General features: G+C 71.1%; 16 protein-coding genes. 13 read left to right on the top strand and 3 right to left on the bottom strand.

The genetic code is table 11. The annotated features are described in order from the left end of the window. Positions 1 to 30: 30 nt before the first annotated feature. Positions 31 to 1,347, top strand: a complete 1,317-nt coding sequence (locus JYK17_RS25630; protein WP_222811262.1) for a ricin-type beta-trefoil lectin domain protein — start codon at positions 31 to 33, stop codon at positions 1,345 to 1,347. A gap of 155 nt (positions 1,348 to 1,502) precedes the next feature. Here the strand turns inward: JYK17_RS25630 and JYK17_RS25625 are convergent, their stop codons facing one another. The 3 genes from JYK17_RS25625 to JYK17_RS25615 all read right to left on the bottom strand — a co-directional run bounded on the left by JYK17_RS25625 (position 1,503) and on the right by JYK17_RS25615 (position 4,395). Then, entirely contained in the window at positions 1,503 to 2,834 is a 1,332-nt protein-coding gene (locus JYK17_RS25625; RefSeq protein ID WP_108015214.1) for a hypothetical protein, read from the bottom strand. A 174-nt stretch (positions 2,835 to 3,008) separates the two neighbouring features. Beyond that, positions 3,009 to 3,278 carry a hypothetical protein gene (locus tag JYK17_RS25620; RefSeq protein WP_222811261.1) on the bottom strand — a complete coding sequence of 90 codons (270 nt, stop codon included), beginning with the start codon at positions 3,276 to 3,278 and terminating at the stop codon, positions 3,009 to 3,011. Beyond that, positions 3,232 to 4,395 carry a glycosyltransferase family 4 protein gene (locus JYK17_RS25615; protein WP_372465277.1) on the bottom strand — a complete coding sequence of 388 codons (1,164 nt, stop codon included), beginning with the start codon at positions 4,393 to 4,395 and terminating at the stop codon, positions 3,232 to 3,234. Before JYK17_RS25615 ends, JYK17_RS25620 begins: the two co-directional genes overlap by 47 nt. Positions 4,396 to 5,114: 719 nt before the next feature. Here JYK17_RS25615 and JYK17_RS25610 point away from each other — a divergent pair. From JYK17_RS25610 to menC, 12 genes are all read left to right on the top strand, one after another. Next, positions 5,115 to 5,693 (top strand): PadR family transcriptional regulator, encoded by a 579-nt coding sequence (locus tag JYK17_RS25610; RefSeq protein ID WP_108015216.1) that lies wholly within the window; start codon positions 5,115 to 5,117, stop codon positions 5,691 to 5,693. Then, positions 5,690 to 6,424, top strand: coding sequence for an ABC transporter ATP-binding protein (locus JYK17_RS25605; RefSeq protein ID WP_108015217.1), 735 nt, complete (start codon positions 5,690 to 5,692; stop codon positions 6,422 to 6,424). Before JYK17_RS25610 ends, JYK17_RS25605 begins: the two co-directional genes overlap by 4 nt. Continuing rightward, entirely contained in the window at positions 6,421 to 8,871 is a 2,451-nt protein-coding gene (locus JYK17_RS25600) for an FtsX-like permease family protein (protein ID WP_108015218.1), read from the top strand. Before JYK17_RS25605 ends, JYK17_RS25600 begins: the two co-directional genes overlap by 4 nt. Positions 8,872 to 9,108: 237 nt before the next feature. Beyond that, positions 9,109 to 10,497 carry a serine hydrolase domain-containing protein gene (locus JYK17_RS25595; RefSeq protein WP_222811260.1) on the top strand — a complete coding sequence of 463 codons (1,389 nt, stop codon included), beginning with the start codon at positions 9,109 to 9,111 and terminating at the stop codon, positions 10,495 to 10,497. Positions 10,498 to 10,548: 51 nt separating this feature from the next. Further along, positions 10,549 to 12,135 (top strand): ABC transporter substrate-binding protein, encoded by a 1,587-nt coding sequence (locus JYK17_RS25590; RefSeq protein ID WP_128800827.1) that lies wholly within the window; start codon positions 10,549 to 10,551, stop codon positions 12,133 to 12,135. 28 nt (positions 12,136 to 12,163) lie between these two features. After that, the gene (locus JYK17_RS25585; protein WP_219917706.1) at positions 12,164 to 13,216 is read left to right on the top strand and encodes an ABC transporter permease; all 1,053 of its coding nucleotides are present in this window, start codon (positions 12,164 to 12,166) and stop codon (positions 13,214 to 13,216) included. A 3-nt stretch (positions 13,217 to 13,219) separates the two neighbouring features. Further along, on the top strand, positions 13,220 to 15,385 hold the full coding sequence (locus tag JYK17_RS25580; RefSeq protein ID WP_222811259.1) for a dipeptide/oligopeptide/nickel ABC transporter permease/ATP-binding protein: 2,166 nt from the start codon (positions 13,220 to 13,222) through the stop codon (positions 15,383 to 15,385). Then, on the top strand, positions 15,382 to 16,368 hold the full coding sequence (locus JYK17_RS25575; protein ID WP_222811258.1) for an ABC transporter ATP-binding protein: 987 nt from the start codon (positions 15,382 to 15,384) through the stop codon (positions 16,366 to 16,368). The genes JYK17_RS25580 and JYK17_RS25575 overlap by 4 nt, the downstream gene beginning before the upstream one ends. Before the next feature lie 58 nt (positions 16,369 to 16,426). Beyond that, complete coding sequence (locus JYK17_RS25570) at positions 16,427 to 19,828, top strand: serine hydrolase (protein ID WP_222811257.1); 3,402 nt, start codon at positions 16,427 to 16,429, stop codon at positions 19,826 to 19,828. Beyond that, complete coding sequence (locus JYK17_RS25565; RefSeq protein WP_222811256.1) at positions 19,825 to 21,018, top strand: M20 family metallopeptidase; 1,194 nt, start codon at positions 19,825 to 19,827, stop codon at positions 21,016 to 21,018. The genes JYK17_RS25570 and JYK17_RS25565 overlap by 4 nt, the downstream gene beginning before the upstream one ends. Then, a complete protein-coding gene (locus tag JYK17_RS25560; RefSeq protein ID WP_108015224.1) occupies positions 21,015 to 21,983 on the top strand; it encodes a GNAT family N-acetyltransferase in 969 nt (322 codons plus the stop codon). Before JYK17_RS25565 ends, JYK17_RS25560 begins: the two co-directional genes overlap by 4 nt. After that, positions 21,980 to 23,095, top strand: a complete 1,116-nt coding sequence (menC, locus tag JYK17_RS25555; RefSeq protein ID WP_108015225.1) for an o-succinylbenzoate synthase — start codon at positions 21,980 to 21,982, stop codon at positions 23,093 to 23,095. The genes JYK17_RS25560 and menC overlap by 4 nt, the downstream gene beginning before the upstream one ends. Positions 23,096 to 23,178: the final 83 nt, after the last annotated feature.

Here is a 23,178-nt window from a genome sequence, read left to right as displayed (position 1 = left end):
TCCCGGCCACGTGGAGTGGAAAGGAACCCGATGCTGGGTCCGCGTACGAAAAGCCGCGTCCACCCCTGGAAGAGAGCTCGCGCCGCGTGCGCCGTCGCGGCGGCGTTTGCCGCGGCACTGACCGTGCCCGCGGCGACTGCCCAGGCCGAAGCAGCGACACAGGATGCTCCTCGCCCCGCAGCCGCCTCAGCCGCTGCCTCCGGGCTCGACTACGTCGCTATGGGCAGTTCCTACGCGGCTGGACCCGGCATTCCGCCCGCACAGACGGGCAGCGGAGCGTCGGCGTGCGCGCGGTCGGCCAACAACTACGCCAGTGTCGTAGCCCGTGAGTCCGGGGCGAACCTTACGGACGTCTCGTGCAGCGGCGCGACCACCGCGAACCTGCTGACGGTGAGTCAGGCGGGGCAACCTCCGCAGGTCCAGGCCGTGACCCCGTCGACCCGTGTGGTCACGGTGACCATCGGCGGCAACGATGTCGACTACCTGGGCAGCATCAACGTCTATTCCTGCCAGACCGCTGGCGGCACCAACTGCGGCAGCGTGGACCAGGACGCGATCAACCGGACCTTCCCGGAGGTGGCCGGTCGGATCGAGAACGTCGTGAACGCCGTGCACAGCACTGCACCACAGGCGCATGTCTACCTGGTCAACTACTTCACCATCCTGCCGGATGCCGGGGTGTGCACGAATGTTCCGCTGACCGGCGACCAGGCAGCCTTCGAGCGCAGCATCGCCACGCGCCTGGCGGACGCGACCGCCACTGCGGCACACGCCACGGGAGCCACCCTGGTCGACCTGGCCGCCGCGAGCCACGGACACGACGCCTGCTCCGCGGACCCCTGGGTGGAGAACTACCGTCCCAGTGCTGGGCGTTCGACCTACCACCCCAACGAGGCGGGAATGCGGGCGGCGGCCACGCTCGTGGAGACGGCGCTCAAGTCCCAGGGCGAGCTGCACACCGCGGCGTTCTCTTCGGGCATCGCAGGCAAGTGCCTCGATGTGCAGGGCGGCGGAACGGCCAACGGCACCCATGTACAGCTGTACGGCTGCAACGGCACCGACGCCCAGCAGTGGACGTACGTGCCGGACGCGGGCGGCACCCTGCGTGCGCGCGGCGGCTGCCTCGACGTGAGCAACAGCGGCACGGCGAACGGGACGAAGGTCCAGCTCTGGCAGTGCAACGGAACCGGGGCACAGCGCTGGGTGAGTGGCCCCAACTCCTCACTGGTCAACCCGCAGTCGGGCCGCTGCCTCGACGACCCGGCAGCCGCCACTGCCGACGGAACCCAACTGCAGATCTACGACTGCAACGGCACGGCGGCGCAGAGGTGGACCCCGACCGCCTGACCCCAGGCACCGGCACCGGCACCGGGCCCGGGACGGCAGGATACGTCCCGGGCTGCCGGTCCCTTCGACTACCCCAACGCCAGTGCAGCAACGGGCAGTTGTGCTGCGCGCGACACCGGCCTGCCCGCGCCCAGACTTGCCGGGCGCGCGCCGGCCTAGGTGACCTCGATCGGGGTGGACTGGCTGCTCTGGTTTCCCACGTGGAACGTCAGGGATGTGCGTGCGGCGGTGGTGGTGTCGGTGGCCTTCACCGCCACCCAGATCGTGGACCTGGATCCCCTGGTCAGAAGGTCCAGATCGACGTTATCGAACGTGAGCGTCTGGCCGTCCCCCGACAGGCGCCCTGGGTACGGCTTCACAGTGCCGTCGGCGTCCTGGACGGTCAACTGGTAGCCGGGGTTGCCCTCTTCGACGAACTGCAGCCCCATGCCCTGGGGCAGAGTGACCCGGACGGTCTGCGGAGGTACGGGGCCGTCCTGGGCCTCCAGCCGCACTCCCGGATAGCCGACGGAATGGTCGCCGTCCAGCCGCACGTCCGGCGGACCGCCCGGCCTCACCGAGAACTGCGCGCTGTGAGGGGCGGTGTAGCGGTAGTAGAGGCTGCCGACCTGGAAGGCGTCCCCGGGCCTGCTCGGGTCCCAGCTGGTCGCGCTCGGCTCGCCACTGGGGTCAGTGGCCTGCGGCCACACCAGGAAGCGGTAGTACCCCGGCTTGTCACCTGCCTCGCGCAGGTCGATGGCACCCAGCGTCTGCTTGCGGCTGGTCCCGGCGTCGGCGTGCCCCTCCACCTTCAGTTTGCGTGGGGTGGTGGTGAGGTGGGATGGAGTGCCGTCCTCGTGTACCAGCTGGTAGTAGACGAAGTCGCTGTGACTGCCGGGGACGTCCCTGCCCTGGCGCGGGTTGACCAGGTCGACGATGAGCTTGTCGCCGGGGATGTAACCACTGTCCGCGACGTAGCCGAACCCGGCTTGGCTGTTGGGATTTCCGCCCCAGACGTAGTCCCAGGGCAGGCGGACGAAGGGGCGCCCGATCCTGCCTTGGTCCGGAATGTATTCGGGCCAGAGCACCTCCACCTGCGGGCTGGCCGTGCGGGTCTCGCCGTTGCTGAGGTCGACCCTCACCAGGATCGGGTACGTCTTGCTGTACTGGCCCTTGTCGGGCGCCGCGTCGACGTTGAGGTCACCGCGCAGGGTGAAGGTGATGACGTCGGAGTCCGCCAGGAAGGTCAGGTCGATGACCTCGTACTGCTGGTCCACGCCCATGCTGCCACGCAGCAGCCGGACTGCCTCCGTCTCGGCCTTGTCGTTGCCGTAGTACGCGTAGCGAACCTTGGTGATCCTCACGCCCACCGGGACGCGAAGACGGCCGTCGTAGCGGAACTCGGAGTCCCAGACGGCGAACCGGTTCGCGTGGCCCAGTGTCTCGATTCCGGTCGTCAGCGCGGCCGGCGCTGAGGTGGTGTCTTCGGGTGTCGCTGTATCGATCATGCTGATCTCCTTTGCTGGCAAGCCATCGCGTGTTTGTGCCGGCGCTTCGGCAGCGCCGAGAGCCCTAGGGACGCCTCGCGTGGGTGGCCCGCGTGGTCGGTGACGTGCTGAATCCGTCCTTGGCGGCATTGCGGTCTGCCTCCCGTGGCAAGGGGGTGGACGCCGTCGCGGTCCTCAGATGATCGCGACGGCGGTGAAGGGTGACGTGCGGTGGCCGATGGTGGAGGCCACCTGGCTGTTGCCTCCCGGCGCGTTGTTGTCGGCGCTGGCGCAGACCCACATCACTACGTGTGATCCGTTGTCGTTGAGGGCGAGGTCGATGTCGGAGAAGGCCGGTGCCTGGCCGCCGTCGCGGGCGTTTCCCAGGTAAGGCGTGGCGTTGCCGTGGGTGTTACTTTCAGGGGCAGGTGCGTCGGTCGGCCGCCGGATCCGCGGCACCGTCACCGGGGACAGGGCGTATGTCGCCGGCGTCGACGAGCGTGCCGATGGCCCGCCTGCGCACTCCGTGGCGCCGGCCGGTCCTGCTCAGTGCTTCGACGGCGTCGGACCACAGGTCGAGGTCGGGAGCCGCGCTCAGTTCGATGGAGCGGGCCTTGGCCCGACGGGAGGCCCGCGCCCAGTTGTCCGGGTCCCGCAGCGACGACAGAGCATGGATCCAGGCGTTGAGGTCGTCGCGGTAGGCGAAGATCCCGGCCTCTCCCAGGGACTCGACGAGCCCGGGTGTGGGATGGGCGACGACCGGGATACCCGAAGCGAACGCCTCCACGGCCACCCGCCCCCAAGACTCGTACAGGCTCGGCATCAACACCACGCGCGACCGGCTGTAGACGTGCTCGCGCATGCGCTGCCCGGGCACTCCGTCCACCACTTCACAGTTGGGCAGCCGTGGCGGCGGCATGACCTGCCGCCCATAGGCGCCGCGGACACCGAGAAAATTCCATTCCGGGGTCCACGCGGCGATCTGCCAGAAGACCTCGCCGCCCTTGTCGGGATTGAGATTGACGAGGGTCGCACAATCCCCTGGCTGGGTGTGGTATTCCTCCGCGATCACCGGGGGCCGGACCACGATGCTGTTCCTGGGCAGGAACTCCCGCGGGTAACGGGCGTAGAAGATCTCTCCGTCCCGCCTGATCCACTCGCTGTTGTACACGACGAGATCGGCTCCCGCCGCGTTGTGGAAGCTCACCGCGAAGTTGTCGTGGCAGATCACGGCCAGGGGGATCAGCCGGTCCCGGGCGAGTCCTGCCATCAGAGGCACGTTCTCGAAGTGGGACAACAGCACGTCCGCCTTCTGGGCATGAGCGGCGAAGTCCATGCCTTCCTGATAGGGGACGACCTGCACCCCGTCGATCTCGTAGTTCTTCTCGATCCTCCCTGGGTGCGACAGCCAGACTTCCACCCGGTGACCGCGTTCGGCCAGAGGGCGGAGCATCGAGTGCAGCATCCATTCGGAGCCTGCATTGTGGTCCGGCGGATACCCGTACACCCGGGCCACGATGGATATGCACCGCCCCCTGGGCGGCGCGGTCAGCTGGTACGGGCGGGACATCACAGTGTCCACCAGCAAGAACTCCCTTCGAAGGGGTCGAAGACGGCGCGGCCGCGCCAGAGGGCTGTGAGTACCTTGCGGCGATGGCGGGCCGCACGACTCCCGTGCCGTGACGAAAACGCTGACGTCCCCGTCAACTACCCTTCGTATTCAGATGAATTCGGAGCGAGTCCATCATGTGGGTGAGCGTGCGGAAGCACTAACGGTGCGTCAGCGCAGGCCACTTGACCGCCGGAGCGGCGCGCGCACGACGCGTCCGCTCTTCACGCGACGCCCGTGGACGGCCCATAGGTACCTGGAAAAAGCGCTCAACGAGTCTGCCCAGCACACCCGTTGACGCCGGAGCAGGGGACCGGCCATCCCGGAGCCCCACACCCTGACCGCCGTGGTGCCCCCAACAGTGGTGTGTGTTGTTCCGGCTGGTTGAGGCGCGGGCAGCCGCCTGCCGGTGCCGGTCTGGTCGTCGGGCCGCACCGGGGCGGTGTTGACGGTTGGCAATCCTCGGGGGGCGACCGGTTCGAGCAAGCGTGGCAGTACACGAAGGCCCGGCGCTTCAGCCGGTTCCCGCGTAGCGGCCTGTTCATAGGACGCGCCGGCGTCCACGGCGCACACCCTGGCAAAGCCCACGCGTCCTCGGCGCCCGGCCCCTTGGTACAGGCCCCGCGGCTCTGGCCGACCTCCTGTATACCGAGTACTCTACCCGGTATACAGCGAGCGGGTGTGGAGGTCTCATGAGTGTGCGGCACGCCTTGTTGGCGCTGCTCAGCGAAGGGCCCAAGTACGGGCTGCAGTTGCGGCAGGAGTTCGAGGTGCGGACCGGCGAGGTATGGCCGCTCAACACCGGGCAGGTGTACACGACGATGCAGCGCCTCGAGCGGGACGGGCTGGTCGCCTCCGATCCCGGTGACGCCTTGGACGGGCCGCAAAAGCGCTACCGGATCACCCCGCCCGGCAGTGACGAACTGGCCGCATGGCTGCGTACGCCACCCGGCGTCGACGCGCCGCCCCGCGACGAGCTCGTGATCAAGGTGCTGGTCGCGCTGCGGCTGCCCGGCGTCGACGTCCGCGAGATCCTGCAGGCGCATCGGCGGCACCTGGTCGGCCAGATGCGGCAGTACACCCGCCTGAAGGAGGATGCGGCCGACGACCTTTCGCTCCTGCTGGTCGCCGATGCGCAGCTGTTCCGCCTCGAATCCCTGGTCCGCTGGCTGGACTCCGCCGAAGGGCGGCTCCGGCACCACCGAGTGGACGCCGCTCCCCAGGCTCCTGCCCCCGCCGCCGCGCCCGAGCTGCCCGGAGTGTCCCGATGACCGCCGCCCTGCTCGAACTCTGCAGCGTCTCCAAGACGTACGGCGCCGGACCCGCCTGCGTACGCGCTCTCCACGACGTCGATCTCCAGGTATGTGCGGGAGAACTCGTCGCCGTCATGGGCCCCAGCGGCTCCGGTAAGTCGACCCTGCTCACCATCGCCGGGAGCCTGGAAGAACCCACCGAAGGCCAGGTGTTCTTCGAGGGCACCCCGTTGTCCGGCCTGAGCCCCAACGCCCGGGCCCGTCTGCGCCGCCGCCATATCGGCTATGTCTTCCAGGACTTCAACCTGCTGGCCGGCCTCACCGCCGTGGAGAACATCAGCATGCCTCTCGAACTCGACGGCATGAGGGCGCGACAGGCCCGCGCCGAGGGCCTGCGCGCCCTTGAGGAGCTCGGGATGGCCGACCGCGCGAGCGCCTTCCCCGACGAGCTCTCCGGGGGCATGCGCCAGCGGGTGGCCATCGCCCGGGCCCTGGTCGGCGAGCGGCGACTGCTGCTCGCCGACGAACCCACCGGCGCCCTGGACACCGACACCAGCGAGGGCGTGATGCGCCTCATCCGCTCCGCGTGCCGGCAGGGCGCGGGCGCTGTGCTGGTCACCCACGAAGCCCAACTCGCCTCCTGGGCAGACCGGGTCGTGTTCGTACGCGACGGCCGCATCGTCGACACCAGTGCGGCGCCGGACGGGCCGGAGATCCTGCTGCCCTCCCCCGGGGAGAGCGGCCGGTGAGCGCCTTGATCACCGCCCCGCCGCACACCCGCCCGCCGGACGGCGGCCTGCCCGCACGCGGCGCCGTGGTGCGCTGGGTGTGGCGGATGCTGCGGCGCGAGTGGCGACAGCAGCTGCTGCTGGTCTGCCTCCTCGCCTTCACCGTTGCCGCGGCCGTCTGCGGCCTCGCCGCCGCACACGCCTATCCGCCCTCCGACGCCGGCACCTTCGGCTCAGCGCAGCAGCGGGTACGCCTCGACGGCAGCAGTACGCACCAGATCCGCGTCCAAATAGCAGCCGCCCGAGCACAGTTGGGCACCGTGGAAGTCATCTCCCACCGTGCCGTGCCCATTCCCGGCTCGGTGCGGGCACTGGACGTCCGCGCACAAAATCCCCATGGCCGCTACAGCGCACCCATGCTGCGGCTGGTCGCCGGACGCTATCCGGTCTCGGCCACGGAAGTCGCCCTGACCCGAGTGGCCGCGGACCTCTTCCATACCCGGCCCGGCGCATACGCCACCCTCGACGGACAGCGGCTGCACGTCACGGGCCTGGTGGAAAACCCGCACAAGCTCGCCGACCTCTTCGCTCTGAGCGCCCCCGGCCCACAGGTCGCGGACCGCCCGGCGACCTCGGCCGTTGTGTTCGCCGACGCCACGCCAAATACCTTCTCCGCATACCGGCAGGCCGACGACAGCCCCAAATTCATCCTGGACCGCAAGGGCCCGGGCCAGCCGGTCACAGCCGCCGTCTTCGCCCTGGCCAGCATCGTGCTGCTACTCGTCTCGCTGGTCGCCGCCGCCGGCTTCGCCGTCCTCGCCCAGCGCCGCCTGCGTCAGCTCGGGATCCTGGCCTCGATCGGTGCAACCCCCCGCCACCTACGGCTCGTTCTGCTCGCCCACGGAGCCCTGACCGGTGTCCTCGCCGCGGCCGCCGGCACCCTCGCCGGCACCGTCGCCTGGCTGCCGCTCGCCCCGCACCTGGAGCAGGCCGCCGGCCACCGCATCGACCGACTCGCCCTGCCCTGGGCCCTGCTCGCCCTTTTGACGCTGACCGCCGTGGCGGCGCCGACGGCCGCAGCCTGGTGGCCCGCCCGCACGGTGGCCCGCATCCCCGCCACCCGGGCACTCTCGGCGCGGCCGCCCCGCCCGGTGCCGGCTCGGCAATCGCTCTGGGCGGCGGCACCCCTGCTGGCCGCAGGCATTTGTGCCCTGATGGCGGCACACCGCACCAACGGACTGCTCATCTCGCTGGGCATCACCCTGTTCGTCCTCGGCCTGCTTCTGCTCAGCCCCTTGTGTATCCGGACGCTGGCCGCGACAGCCACCCGGCTGCCCTTCACCGCGCGACTCGCCCTGCGGGGCCTCGGACGCCACCAGGCCCGCTCCGGCGCCGCCCTCGCCGCGATCACCCTCGCCATCGGCATCCCGGTGGCCGTGTCCGTGCTGGCCGCCGCAAGCCAGGTGACAGCTGACCGGGGCAACCTCGCGGCAGGCCAACTCCTCATCCGGATCGGTTCCAAGGAACCCGTCATCCCCCGTCTCAGTCCCGCCGAACTGGCCCGGGTGCGCGGCACCGTCGGCCAGTACGCCGCCGCCCTGGGCGCCACGATGACGCCGCTGGAGATGGCGTATGCGCCCGAGACCCCGCAGTCCAAGGGTGGCGACGTGGACGCGGGCGACGGGCAGCCGGTCATGGAACTCGGCCGGCAGGCGGGAGCGCACACCTGGCGCAGCTTGGCGCTGTACGTCGCAACCCCCGAGGCGGCGCAGCGTTTCGGCTTCGACCTGGCGGCGGCCCGCGCCGACACGGACGTGCTGACCCCCAACCGCAACCGGCTGGAGTTCCTGGGCAGCGTGCAGCGCGACCTCTCCGCCCGGACCCAGCACATCAGGGGCACGGCCTACACCTCGGTGCCCAACGCCTTCCTCACCCCCGCGGCACTGCACCGGCTCGGCTGGCACCCGATCACCGTCGGCTGGTTCATCCAGGCCCCACACGGCCTGACCACCGCGCAGCTCACCGCAGCCCGCGATCTGGCCGCCGCCAACGGCCTGGTCACCGAGGCCCGCGACCAGCAGGACACACTCGCCACCCTGCGCTGGACATCCGTGGCCGGCGGCACCGTACTGGCGCTCGGCGTGCTCGCGATGACCGTCGGCACGATCCGCGGCCAGGCAGCGGACGAACTGCGCACGCTCACGGCGACCGGGGCGACCACGACGATCCGGCGCAACCTCACGGCCGCGACGGCCGGGTTCCTCGCCCTGGGCGGCGTCCTGCTGGGCGGCGCGGGAGCCTACGCGATCCTCCTCGCCGCCTACGCCGACGACCTGGGCACCCTCGCCCGCGCCCCCTACCTCCCCCTCGCCCTGACCGCCGTCGGCCTCCCGCTCACCGCGGCGGCCACGGCATGGCTGGCATCGGGCCACGAACCAAGATCGATGACGCGGCTGCTGCTGGAGTGAGAGCCCGCGACCGGGCTCACGCCCCGAACGCCCGACCTTGGACCCGGCACCGTCCCCCGAACGACGCCGCGGCTGCCCGAAAAACCCAGTAGGGCAGTGAGTTGTGTGATCGGGCGGTGGAGCGAGGCCTCGGCACAGGCCTGCCGGCGCTGACTTCGTGCAGGCGTACGGAGTCGTGGGGGAGGCTTTGTTCGCTGTCACGAATCGGGGCGGCGGGCGCGGCCCTACGTTCACGGCATGACGAAACTCGACCGGATACGAGCCTGGTGGGAAGAGCAACTGCCCGCGTTGCTCGACGAGTACGAGGTACCGGGTGCGGCGGTCGCCGTGGACCTGGGTGGAGAGGTCGCCGACCACGGTGCGGGTGTGCTGAGCCTGTCGACCGGGGTGGAGGCGAACGCCGAGACACTGTTCCAGATCGGTTCCATCACCAAGGTGTGGACCGCGACCCTGGTGATGCAGCTCGTCGACGAGGGCCTGGTCGAGCTCGACGCCCCGATACGCGGTCGCCTGCCGGAGTTCCGTATCGCCGACGAGTCCGCCGCGGCGGCGATCACCGTCAGGCAACTCCTCAACCACACCGCCGGGTTCGAGGGTGACATCTTCACGGACACGGGCAAGGACGACGACTGTGTGGAGAAGTACGTCGCCGGTCTGGGCGACGTCCCTCAACTCTTCGCGCCGGGCGAGCTGTTCTCGTACAACAACGCGGGCTACTGCGTACTGGGCCGGCTCGTCGAGGTGGTGCGCGGCAAGCCCTACGGCGCCTGTCTGCGTGACCACCTGTTCACTCCGCTCGGTCTCACCCACGCGGCGCACGGAGCGGACGAGGCCATCCTTTACCGGGCCGCGGTCGGACATCTGCCGCCCTCTCCCGGAGAGCCTCTTCAGCCTGCGCCCGTATGGAACATCGCCCCCTCGAACTCGCCCGCGGGCTCCCTGCTCGCCATGCGCCCGCGCGACCTGCTGGCCTTCGCCCGGATGCACCTCAACGACGGCACGGCCGACAACGGCAACGTCGTACTGAGCGAGGCCACGGCCAAGGCCATGCGCGAGCGGGAGGTGGAGCTGCCCCGCCTCGGCGTGATGGGTGACGCCTGGGGGCTCGGCTGGGAGATCTTCGACGGTGAGGACACCGGGCTCATCGGGCACGACGGCTCCACCATCGGGCAGTCCGCCTTCATGCGGCTGGTGCCCGAGCACGACCTCGCCATCGCCCTGCTGACCAACGGCGGCAACACCCTCGGCCTCTACCACGCGGTCGTGGGCCACCTGCTGCGAGAACTGGCGGACGTCGACCTGCCCGCCATGCCGGTGCCGCCCGCCGACCCCCAACCCGTCGACGCGGGCCGCTTTTTGGGCACGTACAGCTCCCGCATGTTCGACAACACCGTCACCCAGGACGACGACCGCCGGGTCTGGGTGACCTGCGTCCCCAAGGGGCTCGCTGCCGACATGGGCATGGAGACCACCACGGTCGAGCTGGTCGCCTTCGACGGCGACACGCTCATCGCCAAGGAGGAGGAGCACGGCTTCCACCAGCCGTACGCCTTCGTCGGGCGCACGCCCGACGGCCCCGCGCAGTTCCTGCACACCGGCAGGGCGGACCGCCGTACCGCTCAGTGATGCCCCGGGCCGACAGCGAGCCTCGGCCCGCGACCTTCCGCTGGAGACACCATGAAGTACGCAGGGACGACGACGATCGCGATGGCCGGGGCGCTGACGCTCGTGCTGACCGCGTGCAGCGGTGGCGGCACCAGCACGTCCGGCCGACCCGCCGCCGGCGGGACCTTCACCTACGCCATACCCGCCGACCCCGGCAACCTCGACCCGCACGCCACCACACTGTCCGTCGCGCACCAGACCGACCTGTTCATGTACGACTCACTGGTGGCCGTCGACGCCTCCGGCAAGGAGGTCCCCTCGCTGGCGAGTTCCTACAAGAGCACGCCCACGACAGCGAGTTACACCCTGCGCAAGGGCGTCACCTGCTCCGACGGCACCCCGCTCACCGCGAAGGACGTGGCCGACAACATCAACTACGCCGGTGACCCGAAGAGCGGGTCGACCGTGGCGGGGCTGTATGTGCCGGTCGGAGCGAAGGCGAAGGCGGACGACGCATCCCGCACCGTCACGGTGACCGCACCGAGCGCCGACGCCTTCCTCGGCCGCAACGTGGGCACGTTGCCCATCGTGTGCCGCAAGGGCCTCACCAACCGTTCGATCCTGAAGCGGGGCGGCTCGGGCACCGGCATGTTCACGCTCACCCAGGCCGTCGTCGACGACCACTACACCTTCACCCGGCGCAAGGACTATGCGTGGGGGCCGGGCGGCTCGAAGGCCGATGCCGCGGGGCTTCCGGACACCGTCGTGCTGAAGGTCGTCAGCAACGAGACCACCGCTGCCAACCTGTTGCTCGCCCGGGAGGTCAACGCGGCCCTGATCGCCGGTCAGGACAAGGAACGGGTGGCGGCCCGGCTCGACTTCAAGCGTGCGGTGCACGCGCCACTGGGTGAGCTGTGGTTCAACCAGGGACGCGGCGAGCCGACGGCCGCCCCCGAGGTCAGACGTGCGCTGACGCAGGCCCTCGACCTGACGCAGCTGCGCAAGGTGGTCACAAGCGGCAGCGGAGAAGCGCCCACCGGCCTGGTCGCCAAAGGCCAGGGACCGTGCACCTCGGACACCGTCGCCGGCAACCTGCCGGGCCACGACCTGGCCGCCGCGGAGGCCGCCCTCGACAAGGCCGGCTGGACCAAGGGCTCCGACGGCGTTCGGCAGAAGGACGGCAAGAAGCTCGCGTTGACCTTCTACTACCCGAGCAGCCGCGGCGCCCCGATGCAGAACGCCGCGGAACTGCTGCGCTCCGTCTGGCAGAAGGCCGGTGTGAAGGTCACCCTGCGAGGCGCTGCCGACAGCCAGTTCGACCAGGTCATCTCCGGACAGGGCTCCTGGGACGCCATGTTCCTGCCCCTGACGGTGACCCTGCCCACCCAGGCGGTCCCTTTCGTCTCGGGTGCCACCCCGCCACGCGGGAACAACTTCGGTTCGATCGACAACGCCGCGTACCAGGCCCACGTCAAGGCCGCCTCGGCGCTCACCGGCGCGAAGGGCTGTACCGAATGGGCCGCCGCCGAGAAGGCGCTGTTCCGGCAGGCCGACGTCGTGCCCTTCGCCGACCTGGCCACGCCGGTGTTCGGCAACGGCGCGACCTTCGACATGGCCGACGGCTCCGTCGCCCCGACCACGATCCGCATGGTCGGATGACCGGCCGGCCGTACCCGGAGGCACACGGATGAACGCACGGACGGCCGACCAGCTCCTCACGGGCCCAGGCCCCGGTTCCGGTCCCGGCACCGAGCAGTCGCACGCCTTGCCGGGCCTGGTCAGCGGCCTGCTGGAGAACCCCTGGGCCCGCTTCGCGGCGCGCCGTCTGACCCGGCTGGCGCTGTCCGTGTGGGTGCTGGTCACGGCGGCGTTCGCGATGATCCACCTCATCCCCGGCGACCCCGTACGCGCCGCGCTCGGCATGAACGCCTCGCAGCAGGTGGTGCAGCAGCGCCGGGAGATGCTGGGGCTGAACGACTCGCTGCCGACGCAGTACTGGCGTTTCCTGCGCAACCTGGCAGGGGGAGACCTCGGCACCTCGGTGACCAGCGGCCTGCCCGTGAGCCAGGTGATCGGTGACCGGCTGCCGTCCACCGCCGCGCTCGCTGTGGCGTCCTTCCTGCTGGCGGTGGTGGTGTCGGTGCCGCTGGGCACGGTGATGGCGGTGCTGACCCGCGGTGGCCGTCACCACGGCGGCGAGCTCGTGTTCACCTCGACCAGTGTCCTGGTGGCGACGATCCCGGAGTTCCTCCTCGCCGTGGGACTCGTCTGGGTCTTCGGCGTGCAACTGGGCTGGTTCCCGGTCGCGGGCCGAGGCGGACCGTCCTCCTATGTGCTGCCCGTGCTGTCCCTGGCCGCCGGCCCGGCGGCGGTCCTGGCCCGCATCGTGCGCATCGAGATGGCGTCGGTGCTGAACGCGGACTACATCCGCACCGCCCGCGCCAAACGCCTGCCACCCCGCAGGATCTATCTGCGGCACGCCCTGCCCAACGCCGTGACCGCGAGCCTCACCATCGGCGGCCTGCTGCTGAGCAGCCTGGTGGCCGGCACCGTGCTGGTGGAGAACGTCTTCGCCTGGCCGGGCCTGGGCAGCACCATCGTGCAGTCGATCCTGTCCAAGGACTACCCCGTCGTGCAGGGCGTCGTCCTCGTCTACGGCACCGGCGTGCTGCTGGTGAACGTCGCTGTCGACGTCGCGCTGGCCCTGCTCGACCCTCGTTCCGCGATCCGGGAGAGCTGACCGATGGCGGTGGAGTTCGAGGCCCTCAGGGCCGGCGAGGAGCAGGAAACCCAAGGCGGGATCCGCGCCGCCGCGCAGGACGGTGATGTGCGGGGTCGACCGGGCGGCAACCGGTTGCTCGGCGTGCTGCGTTCCCCGCTCGGCTGGTGCGCGGCCACGCTGCTGCTGCTCGTCCTGCTGCTGGCGGTGTTCGCCCCGCTGCTGTGGTCCGGCCGAGCCGACGCCATCGATACCGGCCAGATCCTCCAGGGGTCCTCGGGACGGCACTGGCTGGGCACGGACAACCTGGGCCGGGACATCTTCTACCGGTTGCTGGTCGCCACCCGGCTGTCGATCGCCCTGGCCCTGCTCGCCACCGCGCTGGGCGTCGCGACCGGCCTGGTGCTCGGCGTGGCACCGGCCCTGCTGGGACGCCGCGGCGGACGAATGGTGACCGCGGTCGTCAACGTCGCCGTGGCCTTCCCCGGGCTGCTGCTCGCGCTGTTCTTCGCCGTGGTGTTCGGGGTCGGCGCCAAGGGCGCGGTCCTCGCCATCGGCTTCGCGATGGCACCCGGCTTCGCCCGGCTCACCCAGACCCTGGTGGCGTCCCTCAGCGAACGGGACTACGTCCACGCGGCCCGCGTCGCCGGAGTCGGCCGCGTGCGCGTCCTCACCCGCCATGTCCTGCCGAACGTCTCCGACCCGCTGATCGTCAATGCCACCATCGGCGCGGGCGGCGCGCTGCTCGCCTTCTCCGGGCTCTCCTTCCTCGGCCTGGGCGTGCAGGCACCGTCGTACGACTGGGGACGGCTGCTCGGCGAGGGCCTCAACGGCATCTACACCCACCCCGCCGCCGCCCTGGCGCCGGGCGCCGCCGTGGTGATCGCCGGACTGGCCTTCAACCTCACCGGAGAGGCCGTGGCCAAGGCCGTCGGTGTTCCCACCGCGTCCTGGTCGCGCGCCCTACGCCCCACCAAGTCGCCCACGGCCACCCCGGCCACGGCGGTGGTACCGGTGGCGGATGACGCCGAAGCCCCCAACAAACAGCCGGTGTTGAGGGTGGAGGGGCTGCGGGTGAGCTTCCCTGGCCCGGACGGTCCGGTCACCGCGGTGCGCGGGGTCGGCTTCCACGTCGGCGAGGGCGAGGCAGTGGGCGTCGTGGGGGAGTCGGGGTCCGGCAAGAGCCTCACCGCGCTCGCCGTGAGCCGGTTGGTGGAGCATCCCGGTGCGGTGGACGCCGACCGGATCGAGTTCCTCGGTACGTCCCTGCTCACCGAGCCGGCGCACGGCGCCGTCAACCGGCGCCTGCTCGGCACCTCGCTCGCCATGGTCTTCCAGGACCCCATGACCTCCTTCAACCCCACCATGCGGATCGGGCGGCAGCTGTCCGAGACGGCGGAGCAGCACCTCGGGAGCAGCCGACCCGAGGCACTGTCGCGGGCCGTCGAACGACTGCGCCAGGTACGGATATCGGCGGCCGAACGGCGGGCTGCGCAGTACCCGCACGAGTTGTCCGGCGGGATGCGCCAGCGCGCGATGATCGCCCTCGCTCTGATGGGCCGGCCCCGACTCATCGTCGCCGACGAGCCCACGACGGCGCTGGACGTCACCGTGCAGCGGCAGGTGCTGCGGCTGCTGGACCGAATCCGCGCCGGGGACGGCGTCGCGCTCCTGCTGATCAGCCATGACATCAACGTGGTGGCGCAGACCTGCGACCGCGTCCTGGTGATGTACGCCGGGCGCATCGTCGAGGAACTCCCCTCGGACCGGCTGCTCACCACGGCCCAACACCCCTACACACGTGCGCTCATCGCCGCGGTGCCGCACATGGAGACCGAACTCGACAGGCCGCTCACCGTCATCCCGGGGCGGCCTGTGACACCGGACCGGATACCGGCCGGGTGCGCTTTCGCGGCCCGGTGCCCCTTCGCGCAGGACCGGTGCCGCACGGACGACCCGCGGCTGGAGATGGTCGAGCCGGGCCACCGGGTCGCCTGCTGGTATCCGCAGACCGACGCGGAGCACGGGGCCGCATTCATCGGCGAAAGGGGCGAACTCACCGCCGAAGACGCCGAACTCACCGCCGTAGACGCCGAATTCATCGCCGTAGGGGCCGAACCTGCCGCCGAGGAGGCCGGACCCACCGCCGAAGAGCCCGAACCCCTCGTTGAAGAAGGTGAACAGCCGTGAGCGAGCTGCGCTTCGAGGATGTCACCGTGTGCTACGGCACCGGGCGCAGGGCCATGAGAGCCGTCGACGGGGTGAGCCTGACCGTGCCCACGGGGCAGGTGGTCGGCCTGGTGGGGGATTCCGGCTCGGGCAAGTCCACGCTGGCCCGCGCGGCCGTCGGTCTGGCGCCGGTCGCCGCGGGACGGGTCCTGCTCGACGGCCGCGACATCCGTCACCGTACGGCGGGCAGGTCCGGCAAGGCGGTGCAGATGGTGTTCCAGGAGCCGTACGCCTCCCTGGACCCGCGGATGAGTGCCGGCGACTCGGTGGCCGAGGCGATCCCGCGCACCGACGCCGCCACGCGTCGCGCCGAGGTCGCCCGGCTCTTCGGCCTGGTGGGCCTGGACGCGGCGCACGTCTCCTCCCGGCCGGCCGAGCTCTCCGGCGGGCAGTGCCAACGCGTCGCGCTGGCACGGGCGTTGGCGGCCCGGCCGCAGATCGTCGTCGCGGACGAGATCACCTCGGCGCTGGACGTGTCGGTGCAGGGCACCGTGCTCAACCTCGTGCGCGACCTGCAACGGCGTACCCGGCTGGGCATGTTGTTCATCTCGCACAACCTCGCCGTGGTGCGCTACGTCAGCGACATCATCGCGGTGATGTACCTCGGCCGTATCGTCGAATGCGGCCCCGCCCACGAGGTGCTGACGGACCCTCAGCACCCCTACACCCGGGAGCTGCTGGCGGCGGCACCGCACCGGGACGGATACGCAGGGGACGGTGTGCGTGAGGAGAGCGGCGCCGTCATGGACACCGAACCGCCCGACCCGCACCACGCGCCGGCCGGATGCCGCTTCCACCCGCGCTGTCCCGTAGGACCGCTGGCGCTGCCCAGCCGTACCGACTGCCTGAGCCTCGACCCCACGGTCGGCGCCCTTGGCCGTATGCACTCCACCGCCTGCCACTACGCCGCCGCTCTGTCCACGTCGTCGGACGTGGCGACGTGAACGCGCCGCGCTCTCTTGCCCCTTACACACCCGCACGTCATCACTGAGGAGGCCCTTCATGACTCGGTCCCTGCGCCTGGAGGACCTGGCAGGCATCGCGACCCCCGAGCATCCCGCGCTGTCGCCGGACGGCGAACGGATCGTGTACGTGCTGCGCACCAGCGACCTGGAGGCCGACCGGATCGTCCACAACCTCTGGCTGATAGCCCGAGCCGCAGGCGACGCCCGGCAGTTGACCCGAGGCGGCGGTGACCAGGCGCCGGGCTGGTCGCCGGACGGTACGCGGATCGCTTTCCTGCGCGCGAGCGACGGCCCCCCGCAGCTGTGGCAACTGCCGGTGGACGGCGGCGAGGCCGAGCAGTTGACCTCGCTGCCCCTCGGTGCCGGTGCTCCCTTGTGGAGCCCGGACGGCACCCGGATCGCCTTCAGCGCGCCGGTCGACATCGCCGCCGTCCCGGACGCGCCGGGACCGAGCGCGACGGGCCGGCCGGTGGTCGTCGACCGGCTCGACTTCCAGAGCGACGGGGCAGGGCTGGCCGGCACCGTCCGCCGGCATCTGCACGTCCTCGACCTCACCACCGGCCGGTGCCGTCAGATCACCGACGGGGACTGGTACGCCTCCCGGCCCGCCTGGTCCCCGGACGGCACGCGGCTGGCGTTCACCGCCGCGACGGCGCCCAACGCCGACCTGACCGCGCAGTCCGCCACCCACATCGTCGCCGTCGACGACCCCGCGGCGACACCCGTACGGGTCGGCCCCGCCGAATGCGTGGCCACGAGCGCCGACTGGACGGCGGACGGCGACGCGCTGCTGGTCGTCGGCCACCTCGGCGAACCAGTGGGCCACGCACGCCTGCTGCACGTCCCGGTCGACGGAGAATCCGGCACGGGTGTCACGGACCTCGCCTCGTCGCTCGACCGCAATGTCATGCCGGGAGGCCCCGGCTACCCCGGCGCGCTGCCCCAACTCACCGGCGACGGCCGCACGGTGCTGTTCTGCGTCCGCGACCGCGGCTGCACACACCTCTACGCCGCCGATCTCGACGGCACGGACCGGGGGTACGAACCCCGCCTGCTGCTCGGCGGCGCCGGGCACACCATCTCCGGCATGACGGTTCGCGGCAGCACCGTCGCGCTCGTCCTCGCCACCCCCACCTCCTTCGGCGAGATCGCCGTCCTCGACCTCACGTCGGGGTCGTGGACCGTCCGCACCGCGCACGGTGCGCCCCTGTCCGACGTCGAGCTGTTCCCGCGCGTGGAGCGGGAGTTCACCATCTCCGACGGCACCGTGGTCCAGGGCTGGCTGATCAGCGGGCGGTCGGCGGATGACTTTGCGCCGCGGCCGCTGCTGCTCGACATACACGGCGGCCCGCACAACGCGTGGAACGCCGCCGCCGATTCCATTCACCTCTACCACCAGCTCCTGGCCGCCCGCGGCTGGAACGTACTGCTGATCAACCCGCGCGGCAGCGACGGATACGGAGAGGCGTTCTTCGACGCCGTCAACGGAGTATGGGGCGTCGGCGACGCGCAGGACTTCCTGGAGCCGGTGGACGCGCTGGTCGCCGAGGGCATCGCCGACCCGGCCCGGCTCGCGGTCACGGGATACAGCTACGGCGGCTATATGACCTGCTATCTGACCAGCCACGACGACCGGTTCGCCGCCGCAGTCGCCGGCGGCATCGTCAGCGACCTGACCAGCATGGCCGGCTCCGCCGAGGACGGGCACTTCCTGGCCACGTACGAATTCGGCGGACCGCCCTGGGCGGATCCCGACCGGTACGCCGCCATGTCCCCCCTGACCCGGGTCGACCAGGTGCACACCCCCACCCTGATCCTGCACGGCACCGACGACCTGGTCTGCCCGGTGGGCCAGGCCACCCAGTGGCACACCGCCCTGCGCGAGCGCGACGTGCCGACCCAGATGGTCCTCTACCCCGGCGGCTCCCACCTGTTCGTACTCGAAGGCCCCCCGTCGCACCTGCTGGACTTCAACGGCCGGGTCGCCGAGTGGGTGGAACGGTACGCCGGCGGCGAGGGCAGGAGGCGGCCGCCGATCGACCGCGCGCACTGGCAGCGGCGGCTCGCCGCCCTGGCAGCGCGACACCGGGTACCCGGCGCGACCCTCGGCATCCTGCGGACCCGTCCGGACGCGAACGGCGCCCAGGACGACGAGCTGGTCGAGGCCGCCCACGGTGTGCTCAACGTCGAGACAGGGGTGACGGCGACCACCGACTCGCTCTTCCAGATCGGCTCGGTGTCGAAGGTCTGGACGGCCACCATGGTCATGCAACTGGTCGACGAGGGCCTGCTCGACCTGGACGCACCACTGATCACCGTTCTGCCCGAACTGGCCCTGGCCGACGCGGAGATCACCAAGGCCGTGACGATGCGGCATCTGCTCACGCACACCAGCGGCATCGACGGCGACGTCTTCACCGACACCGGGCGCGGCGACGACTGCCTGGAGAAATACGTCGCGGGCCTCGCGGACGTGCCGCAGAACCACCCCCTCGGCGCCACATGGTCGTACTGCAACTCCGGCTTCTCCCTCATGGGCCGGGTCGTGGAGAAGATCACCGGTACCACCTGGGACCAGGCGATCAACGAGCGGGTCTTCGCCCGTCTGGGACTGCGGCACACCGTGACCATGCCCGAGGAGGCGCTGCTGTACCGCGCGGCGGTCGGCCACGACGGATTCGACGACGACGGTTCCCCGCGGCGGGCACCGGTGTGGGGCCTGCCCCGTTCACTGGGACCGGCCGGCCTGATCACCTCCACCGCCGCTGACGTGCTGGCCTTCGCCCGCGCACACCTGCACGGCGGACGCACCGCGGACGGCGGCCGACTCCTCAGCGAGGCCGCGGCCACGCAGATGGCCGACCGGCACGCCGAACTGCCCGATCCGTACACCCTCGGCGACTCCTGGGGCCTCGGCTGGATCCGGTTCACCTGGGACGGGCAACTGGTGCTGGGCCACGACGGAAACACCATCGGCCAGGCCGCGTTCCTGCGCCTGCTGCCGTCCGAGGGCCTCGCCGTCACACTCCTGACCAACGGCGGCAACGCACGCGATCTGTACGAGGACCTCTTCCAGGAGCTCTTCGCCGAGCTGGCCGGCCTCGACATGCCGCGCACGGTGGCACCACCGGCGCATCCGCCCACGGTCGACCTCGCACCCCACGTCGGCCTCTACGAGCGCGCCGGAGCACGCATGGAGGTCCTGGAGCGGGACGGCGAGGGGGTGCTGCGGATCACCATCACGGGTCCGCTGGCCGAACTGGTCCCCGACCCCGTGGAGGAGTACACCATGCTCCCCCTGGACGCCTCCGGTGACCACTTCGCCGTACGGGACGAAGACACCCGCACCTGGCGTCCGGTGATCTTCTACACACTGGCCGGCGGCGAGCGGTATCTGCACCACGGCGCACGCGCCACGCCCATGGTGACCACCTCATGACGGATCGCCCCCTTGTCGCCCGCATGACGGCGGCCCTGCCCCAGATGCTCGCCGACCTCGAGACCCTCGTGCGCTGCGAGTCACCGAGCGCCGATCTCGACGCCGTCGCCGCGAGCGCCGACGTGGTCACCGAACTGGGCACCGCCCGGCTCGGCGTCCGGCCCGAACGGATCACGATCGAGGGGCGTACGCATCTGCGGTGGCGGCTGGGCGATGGGCCCGCGCGGGTGCTGCTGCTCGGGCACCACGACACGGTGTGGCCGATCGGCTCGCTAGGCCGCCACCCCTTCGTGGTCGAGGACGGCGTCGTACGCGGCCCCGGGTGCTTCGACATGAAGGCCGGACTGGTCATGGCGTTCCATGCTGTCGCGGCCCTGCCCGACCCGTCGGGTGTCACCGTGTTGGTCACCGGCGACGAGGAGATGGGATCGCCGACGTCACGGTGGCTGGTCGAGGAGGAGGCGTCCGGCTGCGCCGCGGCGCTCGTGCTGGAGGCCTCCGCCGACGGCGGCGCCCTCAAGACCGCGCGCAAGGGTGTGTCGTTGTACGGGGTCGAGGCGTACGGCCGGGCCGCGCACGCCGGCCTCGAACCCGAACGTGGTGTCAACACCACGCTCGAACTGGCCCATCAGGTCATCGCGGTGGGCGCGCTCGCCGACCCCGGGCGGGGTACGAGTGTGACGCCGACGGTACTGACGTCGGGTACCACCACCAACACCGTCCCCGAAGCCGGGCGGTTCACCGTCGACGTACGCGTACGGGACGCGGCCGAACAGGCGCGCGTGGACCGGGCGATGCGGGCGCTGCGGCCGGTGTCGGACGGCGCCCGGCTGGAGATCACCGGCGGCCCCAACCGTCCGCCGCTGGAACACGAGGCGTCCGCCGTGCTCTTCGCCCGCGCGGTCACCCTGGCCGACCGGCTCGGTCTGGCCGCGCCCACTGGCGCGGCCGTCGGGGGAGCCTCCGACGGCAATCTCACCGCGGGCGTCGGCACGCCGACCCTGGACGGGCTCGGCGCGGTGGGGGGCGGAGCGCACGCCGACGACGAGCATGTGATCGTCGCCGAACTGCCCGGCCGTACCGCGCTGTTGACCGCCCTGACGGACGATCTGCTGGCCGATCCATCGCCCCGGGACAGGGCGTATCAGCCGGCCGGGAACATCCGGCCGCCCGAGGGAGACCCTTCATGACGGACGTTCCACCGGCAGGCAGCGTCATGCCTGTCCTCGACCCTGGCGAACCCGCCGGGGAAGCGATCCGCGCCGTCGCGAGCGAAGCCGTGACCCAGGCCGCCGCGGCGGCGGCCGCCGCCGGGACGCAGGTCCGCGAGGTGACCTCCGCTCGTGAACTCGACGCGGTGCACAGCCTGTTCAACGGCATCTGGCAGCCCGGTCCCCTCGGCGCACCGATGACCGGCGAACTGCTGCGGGCTCTGGCGAAGTCGGGCAACTACGTCGGCGGAGCCTTCGACGGCGACGAACTGGTCGGCGCCTGCGTCGGCTTCTTCGGCGCGCCGGCCGACGAAACCCTGCACAGCCACATCGCCGGGGTGTTGGAGGTGGCCCGCGGCCGCAGCGTGGGCTATGCCCTCAAGCTGCATCAGCGGGCCTGGTCCCTGCAGCGGGGCGTGTCGGAAATCCACTGGACCTTCGACCCGCTGATCCGCCGCAACGCCTACTTCAACCTGGTCAAGCTCGGCGCCCGGCCCGAGGAGTATCTGACCAACTTCTACGGCGGCGTCCATGACGCCATCAACGGCGGCGACGACACCGACCGTCTGCTGACGCGGTGGCAGCTGGCCGGTGAGCCGGTCCGCGCGGCCTGCGCCGGCGATTTCGCCCCGGCCGACGCCGCGAGCTGCCGGGCGGCGGGCGCCGCGGTGGCCCTGGACCGAGGTCCCAGCGGCGGCCCGGTGACGGGCACGTTCGCCTCCTCCACCCTGCTCGTAGCGGTCCCTGCGGACATCGAGCGCCTGCGGCTTGCCGCTCCGGGGGCGGCCAAGGACTGGCGCGCGGCACTGCGCGAAGTCCTGGGCGGCTTGATGGCGGAGGGCGCCCATGTCACCGGCTTCGACCGGAGCGGCTGGTACATCCTGCGGCGCCCCGGGGCGTCCCGTATGACGGAGTCCGACGCGAAGAGCGAGGAAGAACGATGAAGCTGACGGGTGTTGAGCTGCGCCACATCGACATGCCCCTGGTGGCGCCGTTCCGTACGTCCTTCGGCACCGTCACCAGCCGGGAAGCACTGATCCTTCGCGTCGTCACCGACGAGGGCGAGGGATGGGGCGAGTGCGTGGCGATGGCGAGCCCGCTGTACTCCTCCGAATACACCGACGCCGCCGCCGACATGCTGCGCCGCTTCCTGATCCCGGCGCTCGCCCGCGCGGACCGTCTCGATGCCGGCTCGGTTGCCACCGCGCTGGCCCCGTTCCAGGGTCACCGGATGGCCAAGGCAGCGCTGGAGATGGGTGTCCTGGACGCCGAACTACGGGCGGCGGAACGCCCGTTGGCCCGCGAGTTGGGCGCCGTGCGGGACCGGGTGGCGTGTGGCGTCTCGGTCGGCATCATGGACTCAATCCCGGCGCTGCTCGACAGCGTCGCCGGATATCTCGACGCCGGCTACGTCCGCATCAAGCTCAAGATCGAGCCCGGCTGGGACGTGGCGCCGGTGCGTGCCGTGCGCGAACGCTTCGGGGACGACCTGCTGCTCCAGGTCGACGCGAACGCCGCGTACACCCTGGCCGACGCCCGCCACCTGGCCCGCCTGGACGGCTACGACCTGCTGCTGATCGAGCAACCGCTGCCCGAGGACGACATCCTCGCCCACGCCCGGCTGGCTCAGCAGATCCGCACACCCATCTGCCTCGACGAGTCCATCACGTCGGCGCGCGCGGCGGCGGACGCGATCCGGCTCGGCGCCTGCGCGATCGTCAACATCAAGCCCGGCCGGGTGGGCGGTTACCTGGAAGCGCGACGCATCCACGACGTCTGCGCCGCGCACGGCGTGCCGGTCTGGTGCGGCGGAATGCTGGAGACGGGCATCGGCAGGGCCGCGAACCTCGCGCTCGCCGCCCTGCCGGGCTTCACCCTGCCGGGAGACACCTCGGGCTCGGAGCGCTACTACAAGACCGACATCACCGAGCCGTTCGTCGTGCGCGAGGGCCATCTGACGGTGCCCACCGACCCCGGCATCGGCGTGGTCCCGCTGGAGGGAGAGCTGGACGGCGTCACGCGCCGTATCGAGTGGATCCCCGGCCAGGCCGTATGACCATGATGGCGTGGACGGGCAGCGCAAGTGGGGGCAGGTTGGGGAATGCGCATCGAGTGGGGGGCAGGTTGGTGAACGCACAT

Origin of the sequence: Streptomyces plumbidurans, assembly GCF_019857225.1 — a bacterium.
Classification (GTDB): Bacteria; Actinomycetota; Actinomycetes; order Streptomycetales; family Streptomycetaceae; genus Streptomyces; species Streptomyces plumbidurans.
The sequence above is the reverse complement of the archived record's forward strand: the minus strand, read 5'-3'. Positions and strand labels throughout refer to the sequence as shown.

Bases quoted from the DNA above. Each gene is read 5' to 3' on its own strand.
- JYK17_RS25630 (WP_222811262.1), top strand. From the start codon at position 31: ATGCTGGGTCCGCGTACGAAAAGCCGCGTCCACCCCTGGAAGAGAGCT.
- JYK17_RS25625 (WP_108015214.1), bottom strand. From the start codon at position 2,834: ATGATCGATACAGCGACACCCGAAGACACCACCTCAGCGCCGGCCGCG.
- JYK17_RS25610 (WP_108015216.1), top strand. From the start codon at position 5,115: ATGAGTGTGCGGCACGCCTTGTTGGCGCTGCTCAGCGAAGGGCCCAAG.
- JYK17_RS25605 (WP_108015217.1), top strand. From the start codon at position 5,690: ATGACCGCCGCCCTGCTCGAACTCTGCAGCGTCTCCAAGACGTACGGC.
- JYK17_RS25595 (WP_222811260.1), top strand. From the start codon at position 9,109: ATGACGAAACTCGACCGGATACGAGCCTGGTGGGAAGAGCAACTGCCC.
- JYK17_RS25590 (WP_128800827.1), top strand. From the start codon at position 10,549: ATGAAGTACGCAGGGACGACGACGATCGCGATGGCCGGGGCGCTGACG.
- JYK17_RS25585 (WP_219917706.1), top strand. From the start codon at position 12,164: ATGAACGCACGGACGGCCGACCAGCTCCTCACGGGCCCAGGCCCCGGT.
- JYK17_RS25580 (WP_222811259.1), top strand. From the start codon at position 13,220: ATGGCGGTGGAGTTCGAGGCCCTCAGGGCCGGCGAGGAGCAGGAAACC.
- JYK17_RS25570 (WP_222811257.1), top strand. From the start codon at position 16,427: ATGACTCGGTCCCTGCGCCTGGAGGACCTGGCAGGCATCGCGACCCCC.
- JYK17_RS25565 (WP_222811256.1), top strand. From the start codon at position 19,825: ATGACGGATCGCCCCCTTGTCGCCCGCATGACGGCGGCCCTGCCCCAG.
- JYK17_RS25560 (WP_108015224.1), top strand. From the start codon at position 21,015: ATGACGGACGTTCCACCGGCAGGCAGCGTCATGCCTGTCCTCGACCCT.
- menC (WP_108015225.1), top strand. From the start codon at position 21,980: ATGAAGCTGACGGGTGTTGAGCTGCGCCACATCGACATGCCCCTGGTG.